Origin of the sequence: Novosphingobium sp. SG720, assembly GCF_012275365.1 — a bacterium.
Taxonomy (GTDB): Bacteria; Pseudomonadota; Alphaproteobacteria; order Sphingomonadales; family Sphingomonadaceae; genus Novosphingobium; species Novosphingobium rhizosphaerae.
Genome location: NZ_JAAZQN010000001.1, coordinates 1,902,351 through 1,916,582 on the forward strand (window position 1 = coordinate 1,902,351; position 14,232 = coordinate 1,916,582).

10 protein-coding genes are annotated in these 14,232 nt (G+C 67.2%); 6 read left to right on the forward strand and 4 right to left on the reverse strand.

Features of this window, described 5'->3' with window-relative positions; all coding sequences use genetic code 11:
• The first annotated feature begins 8 nt into the window (after nucleotides 1-8).
• The 4 genes from FHW94_RS08525 to FHW94_RS08540 all read left to right on the forward strand — a co-directional run bounded on the left by FHW94_RS08525 (nucleotide 9) and on the right by FHW94_RS08540 (nucleotide 4,334).
• Nucleotides 9-722 (forward strand): MarR family transcriptional regulator, encoded by a 714-nt coding sequence (locus FHW94_RS08525; RefSeq protein ID WP_168555205.1) that lies wholly within the window; start codon nucleotides 9-11, stop codon nucleotides 720-722.
• 74 nt (nucleotides 723-796) lie between these two features.
• Nucleotides 797-2,086, forward strand: a complete 1,290-nt coding sequence (locus tag FHW94_RS08530) for an aconitase X catalytic domain-containing protein (RefSeq protein ID WP_210425486.1) — start codon at nucleotides 797-799, stop codon at nucleotides 2,084-2,086.
• On the forward strand, nucleotides 2,083-2,529 hold the full coding sequence (locus tag FHW94_RS08535) for a DUF126 domain-containing protein (protein ID WP_168555206.1): 447 nt from the start codon (nucleotides 2,083-2,085) through the stop codon (nucleotides 2,527-2,529). Before FHW94_RS08530 ends, FHW94_RS08535 begins: the two co-directional genes overlap by 4 nt.
• 215 nt (nucleotides 2,530-2,744) lie before the next feature.
• Complete coding sequence (locus FHW94_RS08540) at nucleotides 2,745-4,334, forward strand: carboxylesterase family protein (RefSeq protein ID WP_168555207.1); 1,590 nt, start codon at nucleotides 2,745-2,747, stop codon at nucleotides 4,332-4,334.
• A 55-nt stretch (nucleotides 4,335-4,389) separates the two neighbouring features.
• Here the strand turns inward: FHW94_RS08540 and FHW94_RS08545 are convergent, their stop codons facing one another.
• On the reverse strand, nucleotides 4,390-6,540 hold the full coding sequence (locus FHW94_RS08545) for a TonB-dependent receptor (RefSeq protein ID WP_168555208.1): 2,151 nt from the start codon (nucleotides 6,538-6,540) through the stop codon (nucleotides 4,390-4,392).
• Between the two features lie 528 nt (nucleotides 6,541-7,068).
• On the opposite strand from FHW94_RS08545, the gene FHW94_RS08550 reads away from it, so the two are divergent.
• Complete coding sequence (locus FHW94_RS08550) at nucleotides 7,069-8,346, forward strand: MFS transporter (protein ID WP_349237465.1); 1,278 nt, start codon at nucleotides 7,069-7,071, stop codon at nucleotides 8,344-8,346.
• Between the two features lie 8 nt (nucleotides 8,347-8,354).
• Nucleotides 8,355-9,605, forward strand: coding sequence for an arsenic transporter (locus FHW94_RS08555; RefSeq protein ID WP_168555209.1), 1,251 nt, complete (start codon nucleotides 8,355-8,357; stop codon nucleotides 9,603-9,605).
• Between the two features lie 24 nt (nucleotides 9,606-9,629).
• Here FHW94_RS08555 and FHW94_RS08560 read toward each other — a convergent pair whose 3' ends face one another.
• The 3 genes from FHW94_RS08560 to FHW94_RS08570 are packed head-to-tail and all read right to left on the reverse strand — an operon-like array spanning nucleotide 9,630 to nucleotide 14,111.
• Nucleotides 9,630-12,635 carry a TonB-dependent receptor gene (locus tag FHW94_RS08560; RefSeq protein WP_168555210.1) on the reverse strand — a complete coding sequence of 1,002 codons (3,006 nt, stop codon included), beginning with the start codon at nucleotides 12,633-12,635 and terminating at the stop codon, nucleotides 9,630-9,632.
• On the reverse strand, nucleotides 12,616-13,563 hold the full coding sequence (locus FHW94_RS08565; RefSeq protein WP_168555211.1) for a FecR domain-containing protein: 948 nt from the start codon (nucleotides 13,561-13,563) through the stop codon (nucleotides 12,616-12,618). The genes FHW94_RS08560 and FHW94_RS08565 overlap by 20 nt, the downstream gene beginning before the upstream one ends.
• Nucleotides 13,560-14,111, reverse strand: coding sequence for an RNA polymerase sigma factor (locus FHW94_RS08570; protein ID WP_168555212.1), 552 nt, complete (start codon nucleotides 14,109-14,111; stop codon nucleotides 13,560-13,562). Before FHW94_RS08570 ends, FHW94_RS08565 begins: the two co-directional genes overlap by 4 nt.
• Nucleotides 14,112-14,232: the final 121 nt, after the last annotated feature.

The following is a 14,232-nucleotide window of genomic DNA, read 5'->3' on the forward strand; positions in this document are numbered from 1 at the left end:
CTTCGCCCATGGCCCCGCCCCGGTCACGCCCGGCCGCGCCCGCTTCGGTAGCAGACTATACAATCCCGCCGGCCTCGGGCATGGTGGCGCCGATGGACGATACCGACGGCAAGGCGCGAACGCGCGACCGCACCGACCACAAGCGTGGCCCCAAGGCCGCCCCGCCCAAGGCGCCGGCACAGGCGCGGCCTGGCCGCCGGCGCGAGGAGATTGCCTTGCCCGGTGGCTTTGCCACTGATGAATCCGAACGCCACCTGATGCGCTACCGCCGCGCCAGCGGCGACAGCACCGACGACGGCCTGTTCCGCGTCACCCGTGCCATCGTCGTGGCGGGACGGTTGTGGCGCAAGGTTGCCAACGACCGCATCAAGGCGCTCAACCAGACGATGGCGCGCTGGGAAACGCTGTTCCACGTCGCCTATTCCGATGCGGCGTTGACCCAGGGCGACCTCGCCCGGTTGATCAGCGTGGAAGGGCCAACGATGGTGCGCATGCTCGACGCGCTGGCCCGCGACGGACTGATCGAGCGCGAGCAGAGCACCGAGGATCGGCGCGTCACGCTCAATCGCATCACCCCGGCCGGGCAAAAGGCCATCGAGGACATCATGGCGATCACCAATGAACTGCGCGGCGACGTGCTGGCCGGGATCGAACCGGAAAAGCTGGCCGTGACCGTCGAAGTGCTCACGCGCATTCTCAAGCGCCTCGATTCGATGCGCTAAGCACCATTGAGCGCCCCCGATACTGGGGGATTTTGCTAAAATAGATAGCTTGCTACAAGATGGAGAGGATCGACATGGTGACGCTCACCACGCAAGAAAAGGCGATGCTCGATGGCGCGCAGGGGCCGGCGGTGGCCCGCGCCATGGCGCTGCTGGTTCGCTATGCCGAGGCGCTGGGCGCCGAGGATTTCGTTGAAACCAACAATGTTGCCGGGGTGCCGGGCTCCGCCTCGCCGTGGATGAAGGAATATTACGCAGCTGACGGCGGCGACTATCGCGCGGTGTTCTCGCGTTTCGATCTCGATTCCGATGACGTCGTCGACGTGCCGCGGATGAATGCGTTTTCGTGCCACCTCCAGGGCGGCATGGACCCCGAACTGTGGCGCGAACAGGGCATGACCGAGGCCGCCAATGCCAACTTCCGCTCCGACGAGGCAGAAGTAGCGGCCCATGGCATCCAGTTGCTCAAGACCTGCACGCCCTATCTTGCCGGCAACGTGCCGGTGATGGGCGAGCATTGCGCGTGGATGGAATCGAGCGCGGTGGTCTTCTGCAACTCGGTGGTCGGTGGGCGCACCAACTGCGAGGGGCGTGAATCGACCAGCGCGGCGATGCTGGCAAAGCGTATTCCCAACTGGGGCTTTCACCGCGATGCGTACCGCCTGGGCCAGCACGCCATCGACGTGCAAGTGCCGGTAGACGATGTGTTCGACTGGGGCCTGCTCGGCTATTTCACCGGGGCGGCAGTGGAGGACACGATCCCTGTGCTCTCAGGTGCCATCGCCAACCCTTCGCTGATCCGCCACAAGCACTTCGGCGCGGCGGCGGCCTCTTCGGGCGGGGTGGAGATGTACCACATGGTCGGCATCACGCCCGAGGCGCGCGATCTGGAGACCGCGTTCGGCGGGGCCCCGCGCGGCGAGCGCTTCATCTATGATGCAAAGGCGCGGCGGCGCACCTGGGAAACGCTCAACAGCGTCGGGCAGAGCACGGCAGTCGATTTCGTCATGCTCGGCTGCCCGCACTACTCGATCGAGCAGATCGCCGAGGCTGCGCATCTGATCGAGGGCCGCCGGGTTCACGCCAACTGCGCCCTGTGGATCTTCACCAGCCGCGCGGTGAAAGCCGTGGCCGATGCGGGTGGCCACACCGCCACCCTGCGCGCGGCCGGCGCCCTGCTGATGACCGACACATGCTCGGCAATCAGCCAGGCGATCCCGCCCGGCACCCGCGTGGCCGCCTTCGACAGCGCCAAGCAGACTCATTACCTGCCGGCGATGATGGGGATCGAGGGCTGGTTTGGCACCACCGCCGAATGCATCGATGCCGCCTGTACCGGCGTCTGGCGTGGGGACCTCGCATGAGTGCCGCCCCGCTCCCCACCCGCACGCCCGATTATGTGATCCACGGGCGTTGCGTCGTTCCCGGCGTCATCGTTGGCGAAGCGCTGGTCACGCGCGACACGATCTCTGGCTGGGGCGGTGTAAACCCCATGGCCGGAACCGTGATCGAAAGTCGGCATGAACTCAACGGGGTAAGCTTTGCCGGCAAGATCCTGGTGTTCCCCGGCGCGAAGGGATCGTCGGGCTGGTCGTCGATCTTCCATATGACGCGGCTTGCCGGCACCGCCCCGCTGGCCCTGCTGTTCAACGTGACGACCACGAAAGCGGCGCTGGGCGCGGTGGTGCTGCGGGTACCGGCCCTTACCGATTTCGACCGTGACCCGCTCGATCTGATCGCCAGCGGTGACCTGCTGCGTGTGGACGCGGGCGAAGGCCGCGTGGAAGGCTGGCGCGCGCTGCCCTAAGGCGCGCAGGCGCCATTCCACCGGCGAGGCCGTGGACAAAGCGCCCGCTCCCCGCGATCGGTGCGCGGCGGATCGGCGTTGCGAATTCGGGCACGCGCGCGTGCGGGATGGGCTACAGACCTAAGGCGGCCGCCTGCTCAGGCTTTGCCGGCTGGCGTGCCTGTTTCTCAGGATGGTTCGCAGGACCGGGGCGCCAGAAAGAAAGGCACGGTTCCATGTCCACGCTTGATCGTCGCAGCTTCCTTTCTGCCGGTGGCGCCGCGCTTGCCGCCACGGCCGCATCGGCCCACACGCCAACACGGCGACCGTCCGTCGTCACGGTGACCGGTGGCAAAGTCGCCGGCCGTGCAACCGCGGTGCCTGGTGTGACGGCCTGGCTCGGCATCCCTTACGCAGCGCCACCTGTCGGACCGATGCGTTGGCGCCCGCCTGGCCCGGTTCAGCCGTGGCGGGGGGTGCGGCCGGGCGATCGTTTCGGCGCCAGCCCCTGTGCCATGCCGCAATCCTTCGACGGCCCTGACCAGCGCGTGCCGGGCATGTCGGAAGACTGCCTCACGCTCAATGTCTGGGCTCCGCCCCGCGCGGACAAGCCGCGACCGGTCATGGTGTGGATCTACGGCGGCGCCTATGTCTCGGGGACGACGGACGATCCACGCTATGACGGCGCGGCGATGGCCGGGCAGGACGTGATTTTCGTCAGCATCAACTACCGCGTCGGCATCCTGGGCTTTTTCGCCCATCCCGAATTGGCAAGTGAGTCGCCCGATGGCGTTTCGGGCAACTATGCCCTGCTCGACCAGATCGCCGCGCTGCGCTGGGTCAAGGAGAACATCGCGGCGTTTGGCGGGGATCCGGGCAATGTCACGATCCTGGGCCAGTCGGCCGGCGCCTTCAGCGTCGCCTATCACCTGGTCCTGCCCCAATCGCGCGGCCTGTTCCATCGTGCCATCGCGCAAAGCGGCGCGCCGATGGGCCAGGTCAACGGCCTGTCGATGATTGCCGATCTGGCCCCGATGGAGCAGGCCGGCCTGGCCTTTGGCGCAAAGGTCGGCGCGCCCCGCCTGGCAGACTTGCGCAAGATGGACGCCATGGCGCTGGTCAGGGCCTATGACGGATCGTGGAATTTCCAACCGGCGCTCGACGGGCACGTGATCCCCGCCCACCCCTTTGCCATGATCCGCGACGGCAACCACGCCCGCGTGCCCCTGCTCGCTGGCTACAATGCCGACGAAGGCGCGATCTTTGCGCCGATGGGCGGAGGCACGGTGGCCGGCCTGGACGCAGCGCTGACAGAAACGTTCGGCCCGCTGGCGGCCAAGGCGCGCGCGGTCTATCCCGCGCAAACCGCGCAGGAAGCCGCCGCGCGTGGCGCGGAAGTGTTCGGCGACCTGATCTTCAACTGGAACACCGCCGCGCTCGCCTCTGCCATGGCCCGGTTCGGCAGCGATCCGGCCTATCTCTACCATTTCACCTATGACGGCATGCCGCGCCTGGGCAACGGCACGCGTCGTTGCGCCTTCCACGGGGCAGAGATCGGGCTGGTGCTGCGCACCCTGGGCGCGCGGGGCGAGCCGGTCAGCGCCGAACAGCGCGCGATCAGCGCCATGCTATCGGGCTATTGGCTGGACTTTGCCCGGCAGGGCGATCCCAATGGCGGGGGGCGCCCAGCCTGGCCCCGGTTCGTGCCCGGAACCCCCAGCGTGTTTCATCTTGAAGGGCTGCAGCCACGCGCGGGAGAAATCCCCTTCGCGCGCCGCATGGCACTCATCGGCGAAGCCTGGGCCAATCCGATCCTGCAAGCCTGAACACGAAAGGGCAGCGGGACGGGCAAGCGCGCCCGCCCCGCTGCCCCGCATTTAATCAATAGCGATACTGCAAGGTCGCGCCGATCGTGCGCGGGCGATAGGTCTGGTTGAAGTACAGATAGCTGCCCACGCCGTCGTGATTGCGGGCCAGGAGGTCGCGCGAGTTGGTGAGGTTATCGACGAACAGCGAGGCATCGAACCCGCCCATGCGACCACCGAACCGCAGTTGCAGGAAATTGGTGCCGCCCAGGGCATAGAGGCCCGGGTCATACCCATAGGCGCCCTTCACCGTATCGAGCGCGCTGCTGCTGGCAAAGCTGTAATCGAGGCGCAGGTAGCCGTCGATCGCAGCGCTCACCGGGCGTTCCACCGTGGCATAGAGGTGGCCGCTCCAGATCGGGCCACTGATGCGCTGTCCAGCGGCCTTGAGCAGCAGGCCGTTGCCGCCATAGACGTTGTCGTCATAAGTCAGGTTGGTATAGCCGATGTTGCCGCCCAGCACGACGCCCTTCGCCGGCTTGACTTCGATCGCCGCTTCCACGCCGCGTCCGGTGGCGTTGCCCAGGTTATCGATGAACGAGAAGCTGCAGGTGGGCAGGCGGATCGACTGCTGCATGTTGCGCCACTTGAGCAGATAGCCGCCGACATCGAAGTTGAGCAGCCCAGCCAAGGCCTTGCCCTTCGCTCCGGCCTCGTATGACCACAGCGAGTCCGACTTGTAGGCGGAGGGGACGTTGGTCATGCCCAGCGTAGCCAGATCGCCATCGCAGGCGGAGCTATAGGTCGAAGGCTGTGCGCCGGCCGGGCGGAAACCCTTGGTGGCAGAGGCATAGAGCATCGTGGTGGGCGTGACCTGGAAGTCGATGCCGAACTTGGGCGTCCAATCCCCTTCGGTGTTGTGCGCGGGCGAAACGATGTCGGTACCGCCGGTATAGGGCCCCTTGACCGTATCGACGAAGTTGAACACGTCGTGGGTATAGCGCAGCGCGGCGGTGATCTTGAGGCGATCGACCGGCTTGAAATCGACGCTGGCAAAGCCGGCCACCTGGGTGTCGCGCGCCTCGACGAGGTTCACATAGCTGTAGACCCCTTGGTATTGCGGGCTACCAAAGACCAGCGTCCCCTCGACGAGGCCGGACTGGGTGAAATTGCTGAACGATTGCTTGGTCTTGGAGAAAAATCCGCCCACGCTCCAATCGAGCGTCTTGTTGCCATAGGACTGGACGCGCACTTCCTGGGTGAAGTTGCGCTGCTTCATCGTCAGGAAATCCTGGCTGTTGGACGGATCTTCGTCCGCGTATGTGCCGAACGGATCGCCGGTGTTGATGAACCCGAAATAGGTTCCGTAGCTCAAGGTCTGCTGCTGATCGCGCGCGAAGTACGACGTGGTCGAGACAACTTCGAGCGTGCCATGCTGCCAGTCGAGCGTCAGCGACGGCAACCAGAACTTGTCGGTGGTGGGGTCGGCTTGCGGCGTCCCGGTGACGTAGTTGGACTTGGCCGCATTGCCGTAGCCTTCCCAGTAATCGTCCCGGCTGTTCTGGCGGGTACGCTGGAAGAACAGCTTGGGCGTAACCGTCAGGTCCGGGGTGGCTTTCCAACCCAGCGCCAGGCGCACCGAATAGTTGTCCTGGTAATTCACGTCCTGCTGCTGGACGATCCCGGTGGTGGGCGAGACGCGATCGACATAGCCGCCGACATGCTGGTACCAGCCACTGGCCCGGAATGCGAGGGTCGGAGTGATCGGCGCGCCGACCGCAAGCCCCGTCTCGAAACTGGGCGAACCGTTCTGGGTGAACGAGAGCTGCGAGCGCGAATAGACCGAAAGCTTGTCGAAGTTCGGGCTGGTGGTGATGAACCGCACCGCACCACCTTCGGCACTGGCACCAAACTGCGTGCCTTGCGGCCCGCGCAGCACTTCAACGCGTTCCAGGTCGAACACGCGTGGATAGGGATTGCCGCCGTAATAGCCCACATTGCGCATCTGGATGGGGGTATCGTCGATATAGAGGGCCGTGGTGGCCGAGCCGACATCGGACTTGAGCCCGCGAATGGCGATGTTGGAGCCGTTGTTGCCGGTGACGCCCGCCGTGGTCGAGAAGTTCAGCGCCGGCGTGAGACGGGCGATATCATCGATCGAGCGGATGTTCTGCTGGTCCATCAATTCCTGGGAATAGGTCACGATGGACAGCGGAACCTTGCTCAAGACCTCGTTATGGCGCTGGGCAGAGACGACGATCTCATCATCCGAGGCAGTCTGGTCCGCCGGGGAAGCCTGCGCCAATGCCTGGTGGCCAGTACCGATCGCTATCAGGATTGCAGCCGCACTTGACAGGCTTCTTATACGCGCATTCTGACGTGGCAAAAATCCAATAGCTCTATCGCACATCAACATTACACAACCCCTCATTTTCATGACTTGATGGTTTCGATATTTTGCGAACGCTGGATTTTTATATCGGCCTATTTGCCGGGATTTTTGCCCTGGCGATCAGACTGCCGCAGCGTTGCGGCAGACAAGCCCGATGGCTATTGCATTTTAGGCACCGCGGTGTTGCCATTGTCACCGCCTTGGGCCGCACGGAGGGCGCCTGTGGTCGCTGTGACCGATCCACCTTTGCGAGCGCGCGCACCTGCCAGGCGCGTGCAGGCAGGGCTATCTGCCCACATTGCCAGGGAAACATTACCCAGCGCCGGGGTTGAACTCGCCGCGTATTGGAAAAAGGCGGCAGGCGTGGGCGCAACAGCAGCAGATGCAATCGATCGTGGCCAGCGGCCGTCTGCCACCACGGACCAGCGGCGCGCTGCGCGCGCGCTCCAGGCGCTCAATTTCTTCATGGCAGACATGCAGGCCGGCATCGGCCCGTTCCTGGGCGTGTTCCTGCAACAGCGTGGCTGGCAGACCGGCCCGATCGGCACGGTAATGACCGCCGGCGGCATTGCCGGCATGGCCATGACCGTTCCGGCCGGCGCGTTCATCGACCACACCCCTCACAAGCGCTGGGTGGTGGTGGTCACCGGCATCTGCACCGTGCTCGCCTCGTTCCTGCTGCTGTGGTCGCAATCCTTCGCAGTCGTGGCAGGCAGCCAGGTGGCCACGGCGATCGCCGGTGCCGCGATTGGCCCGGCCGTTGCCGGCATCACCCTGGGGGTAGTTCGCCAACGCGGCTTCAACGCGCAGAACGGGCGCAACCAGGCGTGGAACCACGCCGGCAACATGGTTGGTGCCGGGCTTTCGGGCTGGCTGGGCTGGCGCTTTGGCATGCCGGCGATCTTCTTTCTGGCCGCTGCGTTCGGGGTCCTGGCGATCGCTTCGGTTCTTTCCATTCCCGAACGCGCGATCGATCACCGTGCCGCGCGCGGATTGGAGCACCACGACCAAGCCCAAGCCAATGGACAGGCCGAAGGCTTTCGCGAACTGCTGCGGCAAAAGCCGCTGATGATCCTGGCTGCGGCGCTCGCGTGCTTCCACCTGGGCAACGGGGCAATGCTGCCGCTTTATGGCATGGCGGTGGTCGGCATGGGCAAGGGTGACCCGGCGATGTTCACCGCCACCACGGTGATGGTGGCCCAGGCGGTGATGATCGTCGCCAGCCTCGTGGCGATGAAGCTGGCGCAAGGACGTGGCTATTGGCTGGTCCTGCTGGTTTCGTTCGCGGCGCTGCCGCTGCGCGGCGTTCTGGCCGGCACCTTCATCGAACATTGGGGCGTATGGCCGGTCCAGGCGCTCGATGGCATCGGCGCGGGCCTGCAGAGCGTGGCGGTGCCCGGCCTGATCGCCTGCCTGCTCAATGGCACGGGCCGGGTCAACGTGGGCCAGGGCGCGGTGATGACCGTGCAGGGCGTGGGCGCCAGTCTTTCGCCCGCGATCGGCGGCTGGCTGGCGCAGATGCTGGGCTATCACGCCACGTTCCTGATCCTGGGCGGCTTTGCGCTGGTCAGCCTGGCGCTGTGGATCGGCTTTGCCGCTACGCTGCGGCCGGCTTGCGCCGTTGGCGATAGATGGCCATGAGCGCGACGATGTCTTCTGCCACCGGCGCCATCTGGGCGATTGCCAGCCTTTCCACCGCCGGGGTGATTGCCCGCCCGATGCGCTGGCCGGAATGGATCTGGGCGGTCAGCGGCGCAGCCTTGCTGCTGGTCACCGGGTTGATGCCACTGGCGGCGGCTGGCTCGGCCGTGGTCAAGGGGCTGGACGTCTATCTGTTCCTGACCGGCATGATGCTGTTGAGCGAGGCGGCGCGCCAGCACGGCGTGTTCGACTGGATCGCCGCCGCTGCGGTCAATCACGCCAGGGCTTCGCGCGCACGGCTGTTCACGTTGGTCTATGTGACCGGCGCGGGGGTGACGGTGTTCCTGTCGAACGACGCCACCGCCGTGGTGCTGACCCCGGCGGTTTTTGCCGTGGCGCGGCAGGCGCGGGCTGAACCGTTGCCGCTGCTGTTCGCCTGCGCGCTGATTGCCAATGCGGCCAGTTTCGTGCTGCCGATTTCCAATCCCGCCAACCTCGTGCTCTATGGCGGGCATATGCCACCGCTCGGCCCCTGGCTGGCGGCCTTTGCCCTGCCCTCGATCGCCGCGATCGGTGCGACCTACGTTGCGCTGCGCTGGTATTTCCGGCGCGACCTGGCCGGGCAATGCGCAACCGTGGTGGAGCGCCCCGCCCTGTCGCGCGCCGGCCAGGCGGCCCTGCTGGCCATCGTGCTGACGGCCGGCGTGCTGATCGCGGCCTCCGCGTTCGACCGCCCGCTGGGCCTGCCCACCGCGCTGGCCGGTCTTGCCTGCGCCATCGGCGTCTCGCTGCAGGCCCGACAATCCCCGCTGGGGCTGGCGCGGCATGTGGCATGGGGCGTGCTGCCGCTGGTCGCGGGATTGTTCTTGGTGGTCGAAGCAGTGGCGCGTACCGGTGCGATCGGCGCCGTGGCCAACATGCTGGCGCAGGCTTCGGCCCATCCTGCCAGTGCGGCCCTGGCATCGGGCACGGTGCTGGCACTGGTGTCCAACATCATGAACAACTTGCCTGCCGGGCTGGTCGCCGCCAGCGCGGTGGCCCTGGCGCACCCGCCCCGCGTGATCGTCGATGCGCTGCTGATCGGGGTCGATCTGGGCCCCAACCTGTCGATCACCGGCTCGCTCGCCACGATCCTTTGGCTCCAGGTGATCCGGCGCGAAGGCGAAGACGTGGGTTTTGCCACGTTCCTCAAGGTGGGCCTGGTTGCCATGCCGCCAGCGCTGCTTTTGGCACTGCTGTGCCGGATCATCGCTGGCTAGGCAGCATTTGGGCTGATTGCCGAGTCAAAATCCGGCGGACCACGTCAACAGCAGTTGCCGCCCGCCCAGGATCGTCTGCGGCACGGCGTCGCTATATCGGCCGATCGTGGCGCGATAGGCTGTATCGCCCAGCGCATTGCGCAAGGCGAGGCGCAGCGTCTGGGTGCCCCAACTGCGCGCCATGGCGAAATCGATCTGCCGCGAAGGCCGCACCCAGGTATCGAGCGCGCTGCCCGAAAGCGGCGCGGTGCCGGCAAAGCTCGGCACCTCGATACCGTATTCCTGGATATAGGCGCCGGTCAGGCGGCAGGCCGCATCGGCCGAGAAACGACCATCATCATAATGCAGCCGCAACAAGAGGTTGCTGGCCGGGGCATATTGCGTGCGCTCCACCCTGTCCAACGCAGGGTTTTCCAGATGTACGGCACTGTGCAGCAGCGTGAGATCACCGGCCAAGGCAAAATGGCGCAACGCCCCGGCCACAAGGCCAAGCGGCAGGGCCACGCTCGCCTCTGCGCCCAGGATCGTGGCGGTGCCGCCGTTTTCGGGGCGGATCAGGCGAACGGCGCGATATTGCATCACGCTGGCCGGATTGTTCAGATCATTCCCGGTATCGTTGAGATAGCGGGAGAGGCGCTTGGCAAAGGCGCCAAGTGCGAGATGAAGCCCCCCCGGCCCCTGCCAGGCCAAGCCCAGATCGAGGTTGGTCCCGCGCACCGCCTTGAGATCGGGGTTGGACACCTGGATTTCGGTAACGCCCTGGCTGTCGCGCGTGGCGCTGCCACCGCCGGTCAACTGGAAGGGCGATGGCCTGGTCATGCTGGTCCATAGCGCCGCATCCGCAGTCCACGGCCCGGCGCTACGCCAGTGGAGCGTCACGCTGGGCAGCAGCGCGGCATAGCGCGCCGCAAGCCGGTTCCAGCCATAGGCCACCCCATCGGCCGGCACACCATCGTTGCCCGCCAACCAATAGCGGCCGCCAATGTGCGACCATTCCCCGCGCAGGCCCAGCGCCGCGTCCAGCCCATCGGCCAATGGCCGGCCCACCACGACATAGGCCGCAAGCCGGTCTTCCAGCACGGCATAGGCATTGGCATTGCTGTCATCGATCGTACGCGGCTGGACGGTGGCGCGGCCGATCGCGCGCAGCAGGGCGGCATCGGAAATGGTCGGGATGGTATAGTCATAGATCCCGCGCAGAACGGGGCCGATCTGCCCGTCGACCAACCCGCTGTTGCCAAGCGTGGTGCCGGCCGGCAGCGTATCGGCATAGAGGAAATGCGCGGTCGCGCGGCTGCGCCACGATCGCACCGCCAGGCCGCCGATCTCCCCATCCCAGGCCGCATCGTCTGCCAGGCGCACCCGCCAATCGCCGCCCAGGCGATGGTCCTGGCTCGTCTCGCTCTCCCGCTCGCCCTGGTTGTGCACGGGAAAGGCCAGCGGATTGGCGACCAGCGCGACATCGCCGGGATCAAGCCGCAGCACCGGAAAGCCGCGCACATAGGCGGTGCGCACCCCGCCCGAAAGCCGCGTGGCATCGGCATCCCAGAACGAAATCTCGATATGGTCGGGCCGGTCGGTACGCCCCAGCGCGCCAAACACCCGCGCTTGCGCCTGCACGCGCCCGGCGTTCCATGCCAGGGCCAGTTGGGCCATGCCCAGCCGGTCGCGCTCGGGGTTGGTCTCGAACCAGTAATGCGCATCGGCGCGCACACTTTGCGTTTGCAACAGGCCGGCCGATGTGGCCGTCTGGGCAAAGAACCCGGCGGCGCGGCCGCCCTGCACGCTCACTTGGTACACATCCTGCGCGATGGCGCGGCTGGCCCACATCGCGCTGGCGGTCACCGTCAACCGGTCGTCGGCGCGCCAGCCCAGCGCTACGAATGCGGTTTCCTCGTGCGCAGAGCCGCGCGTTACTTGCGCGTTGACCGAGGCGAGCAGGAGATTGGCCGCAGGGTCCAGCCCCGGCGCGCTCTGGCCCTGCGCGTCGGTCAGCGCATAGGCCAGGTTGCCCGACTGATAAGTCTGCTCGACGCTGGCGAAATGCCGCCGGCTCAACGCCGCGCTGGCCGTCAGCGCCAGCCGCCCATCGGGCGCCTGCCAGCCAAACCCGGCATTGGCGCCCCACGTGCCGGCGTTCTGGCCAAAGCGCCAGGCCTGGTCGTCGGCCCCGGCGGTCAGGCCGATCCGCAGGCCCCGCGCCTTGGCGGCAAAGGGGGCCAGGTGATCGATATCGAGCGTTCCAGCAATCGCTTCGCCCGCCAGGCGGGCATCGAGCACGCGGTGCACTTGCAGGGCCATGTCGGGCGCCAGGGCCATCAGCCCCAGCTGCGTTCCCCGGCTATAGGGCAGGCTCTGCGGGATTTCGAAGCCGTCGATCCGCGTTTCCACATAAGTGCCCGGCAGGCCGCGCATCGCCACGAAATCACCGGTTGCGCGCCCGGCATGGTCCACCCGGCCCATCGCCCCTTCCAACGAAGTAGCCAGCGTGACGATGCCGGGCAGCCGGCCCAATGCCTCGGCAATCGTGCGGTCGGGCAGTCGGCGGATCTGCGTGCTCGCCAGCGCATCCTGCGGCCGCACCGCGTTGCCCGCGGTCCAGGCCCGCGCAGCCAGGCTGGCTTCCACCACGATCGCCGTGCGGTCCTCGATCGTGGGTGGAACGGGCGGGGCCACCGTGCGGCGGGGTACGGCCGGGCGGGTGCGTGGCGCAGGGGATTGTGGCCGGCGCAGGCGCACGGCGCCGCCCGCCAGACGCGTGGCGACCAGGCCATTGCTGCGCGCGAGGATATGCAGGGCCTGGTCGAAATCGCGGGCGCGGATGGCCGGCGCCTGCACCCCGGCCACGTCGCTCGCCGCAAACAGGATGTTGCGCCCGGTCCGGCGCGCCAGGGCCAGCAGCGCATCGCCCAGCGGCATCGCCGGCAGGACGACGCGCGCCGCCACAACGGGCGCCGCCATGGCATGGGCCGGGGCGAGCGCCAGGCAAAGCGCACCCAGCCAAGCGGCGCTAGCGGCGGAAAACCTCATACCCCTGCTCGGTCCGGCGCCAGGCCACGGGATAAAGCGCCCCAAGGGCATCGAGGAACTGGGGCACGTCGCCGATGCGATAGGTGCCATAGACATGCAACGCACCGATCGTGGGATCGTGCAGCACGATCGGCATGCCGCTGAGTTGCGCCAGCCGCGCTGCCACGGCTGCCAGCGGTTGATCCTCCACCACCAGGCGCCCTTCGCGCCAGGCCAGCGCCGCATCGGCATCGACCGGCGCAATCGTTGCGGTATCGCCGGCCAGCGAGACCTGCTGCCCCGGCCGGGGCGTGGCGATCAACGTGCCATTGCGGCTGTCTTCGATATCGATCGCGCCGCGCGCCAGGATCACGGCGGTCTGGCCATCGCGGCGTGCCACCGAGAACAGCGTGCCGCGATCCACCACGCGCACCTCGCCAGCCGTCACCGCAAATGGCCGTCGCTCGTGCTTCACGTCGAACGTGCCCTCGCCATCCAGGCGCACCGACCGGTCGAGCAACGTGGCGCGCAGCGTCACCGCGCTGCCCGGTGTCAGCCACACCCGGCTGCCATCGGCCAAGGCAAAGCTGGCCGTGCGGTCAGCCGGCGCGGCCAGGTGCTGCTCCTGCAGGTTGAGCGTCCACACTGCCACCGCCGCCAGCGCGGCCAAGGCCGTGCCCAGCACCGGGACCGCGATCTGCCAGCGCAACCGGGACTGGCTTGCCGGTGCCGCCGCCGCACCGCGCGCGTGCAGCCCCTTGGCTGCCGCGGCGCGCGGCGCCCCGCGCCAGGCGCGTTCGACAAGGTCCATCGCCGCCAGGTGTTCCGGCCTTTCCCGCAACCACGCGCGAAACGCAATGCGGTCTTCCTCGCTGCCGCTGCGCGCACGCTCCAGCCACTGCGCGGCCTGTGCCAGCAGGGCGCTTTCCCCAGAGTTGGGCGCACTCATCGGGCGCTGCCCTCCTTCAGGCGTTCGGCCATGCGGGCCAGCGTGCGTTCCACATGATGCGAAACCGCCTTGGGCGTGATCTTCAGCCGTTGCGCGGCTTCCTTGTGGCTGAAGCCTTCCACGCGCACCAAGAGGAACGCATCGCGCGCCACCGGCCCGATCGATTCCAGCGCATCGCCCAGCAGCGCCAGTTCCTCCCGGCCCGATGCGATGCGGTCGGGCGCCAGGGCACCATCATCGACGATATGCTCGTCCAGCGTGATATGGTCGTCGGACAAGCGGGCAGCCTTCCTGCGGTAGCGGTCGATCAACAGGTTAGACGCAACCCGGCGCAGAAATCCCCGAACATTGCCCACCGGGCCGGCTTCGGGCGCTGCCAGCACGCGCAAGTAGACGTCCTGGACCATGTCATCCAGGTCCTGCCCCTCGCGCATGCGCCGCCTGAGATAGGTACGCAGCGCCGCCATTTCGTCCGCGCTGGTCGCCGCCTCCAGCGGCCCGGGCGCCAGGCTCTGCGGCGCATGACAATCCCCGTCGATGCTCCGCATGTTTGACCCCGTTCTTGCCATGACAGCCCCTTGCGGCACCCGGCCCATCCAGACGGGAACGATCGCCCGCAGGCGCATAGCCGGGCGCCCTAGGGGCCTGCCGTGACAGCGGCGTGACATT

What these genes read in the sequence shown, in the direction of transcription:
- FHW94_RS08525 (WP_168555205.1), top strand. Translation starts at nt 9, where the DNA reads ATGGCCCCGCCCCGGTCACGCCCGGCCGCGCCCGCTTCGGTAGCAGAC.
- FHW94_RS08560 (WP_168555210.1), bottom strand. Translation starts at nt 12,635, where the DNA reads ATGAGGTTTTCCGCCGCTAGCGCCGCTTGGCTGGGTGCGCTTTGCCTG.
- FHW94_RS08540 (WP_168555207.1), top strand. Translation starts at nt 2,745, where the DNA reads ATGTCCACGCTTGATCGTCGCAGCTTCCTTTCTGCCGGTGGCGCCGCG.
- FHW94_RS08565 (WP_168555211.1), bottom strand. Translation starts at nt 13,563, where the DNA reads ATGAGTGCGCCCAACTCTGGGGAAAGCGCCCTGCTGGCACAGGCCGCG.
- FHW94_RS08570 (WP_168555212.1), bottom strand. Translation starts at nt 14,111, where the DNA reads ATGCGGAGCATCGACGGGGATTGTCATGCGCCGCAGAGCCTGGCGCCC.
- FHW94_RS08530 (WP_210425486.1), top strand. Translation starts at nt 797, where the DNA reads ATGGTGACGCTCACCACGCAAGAAAAGGCGATGCTCGATGGCGCGCAG.
- FHW94_RS08535 (WP_168555206.1), top strand. Translation starts at nt 2,083, where the DNA reads ATGAGTGCCGCCCCGCTCCCCACCCGCACGCCCGATTATGTGATCCAC.
- FHW94_RS08555 (WP_168555209.1), top strand. Translation starts at nt 8,355, where the DNA reads ATGTCTTCTGCCACCGGCGCCATCTGGGCGATTGCCAGCCTTTCCACC.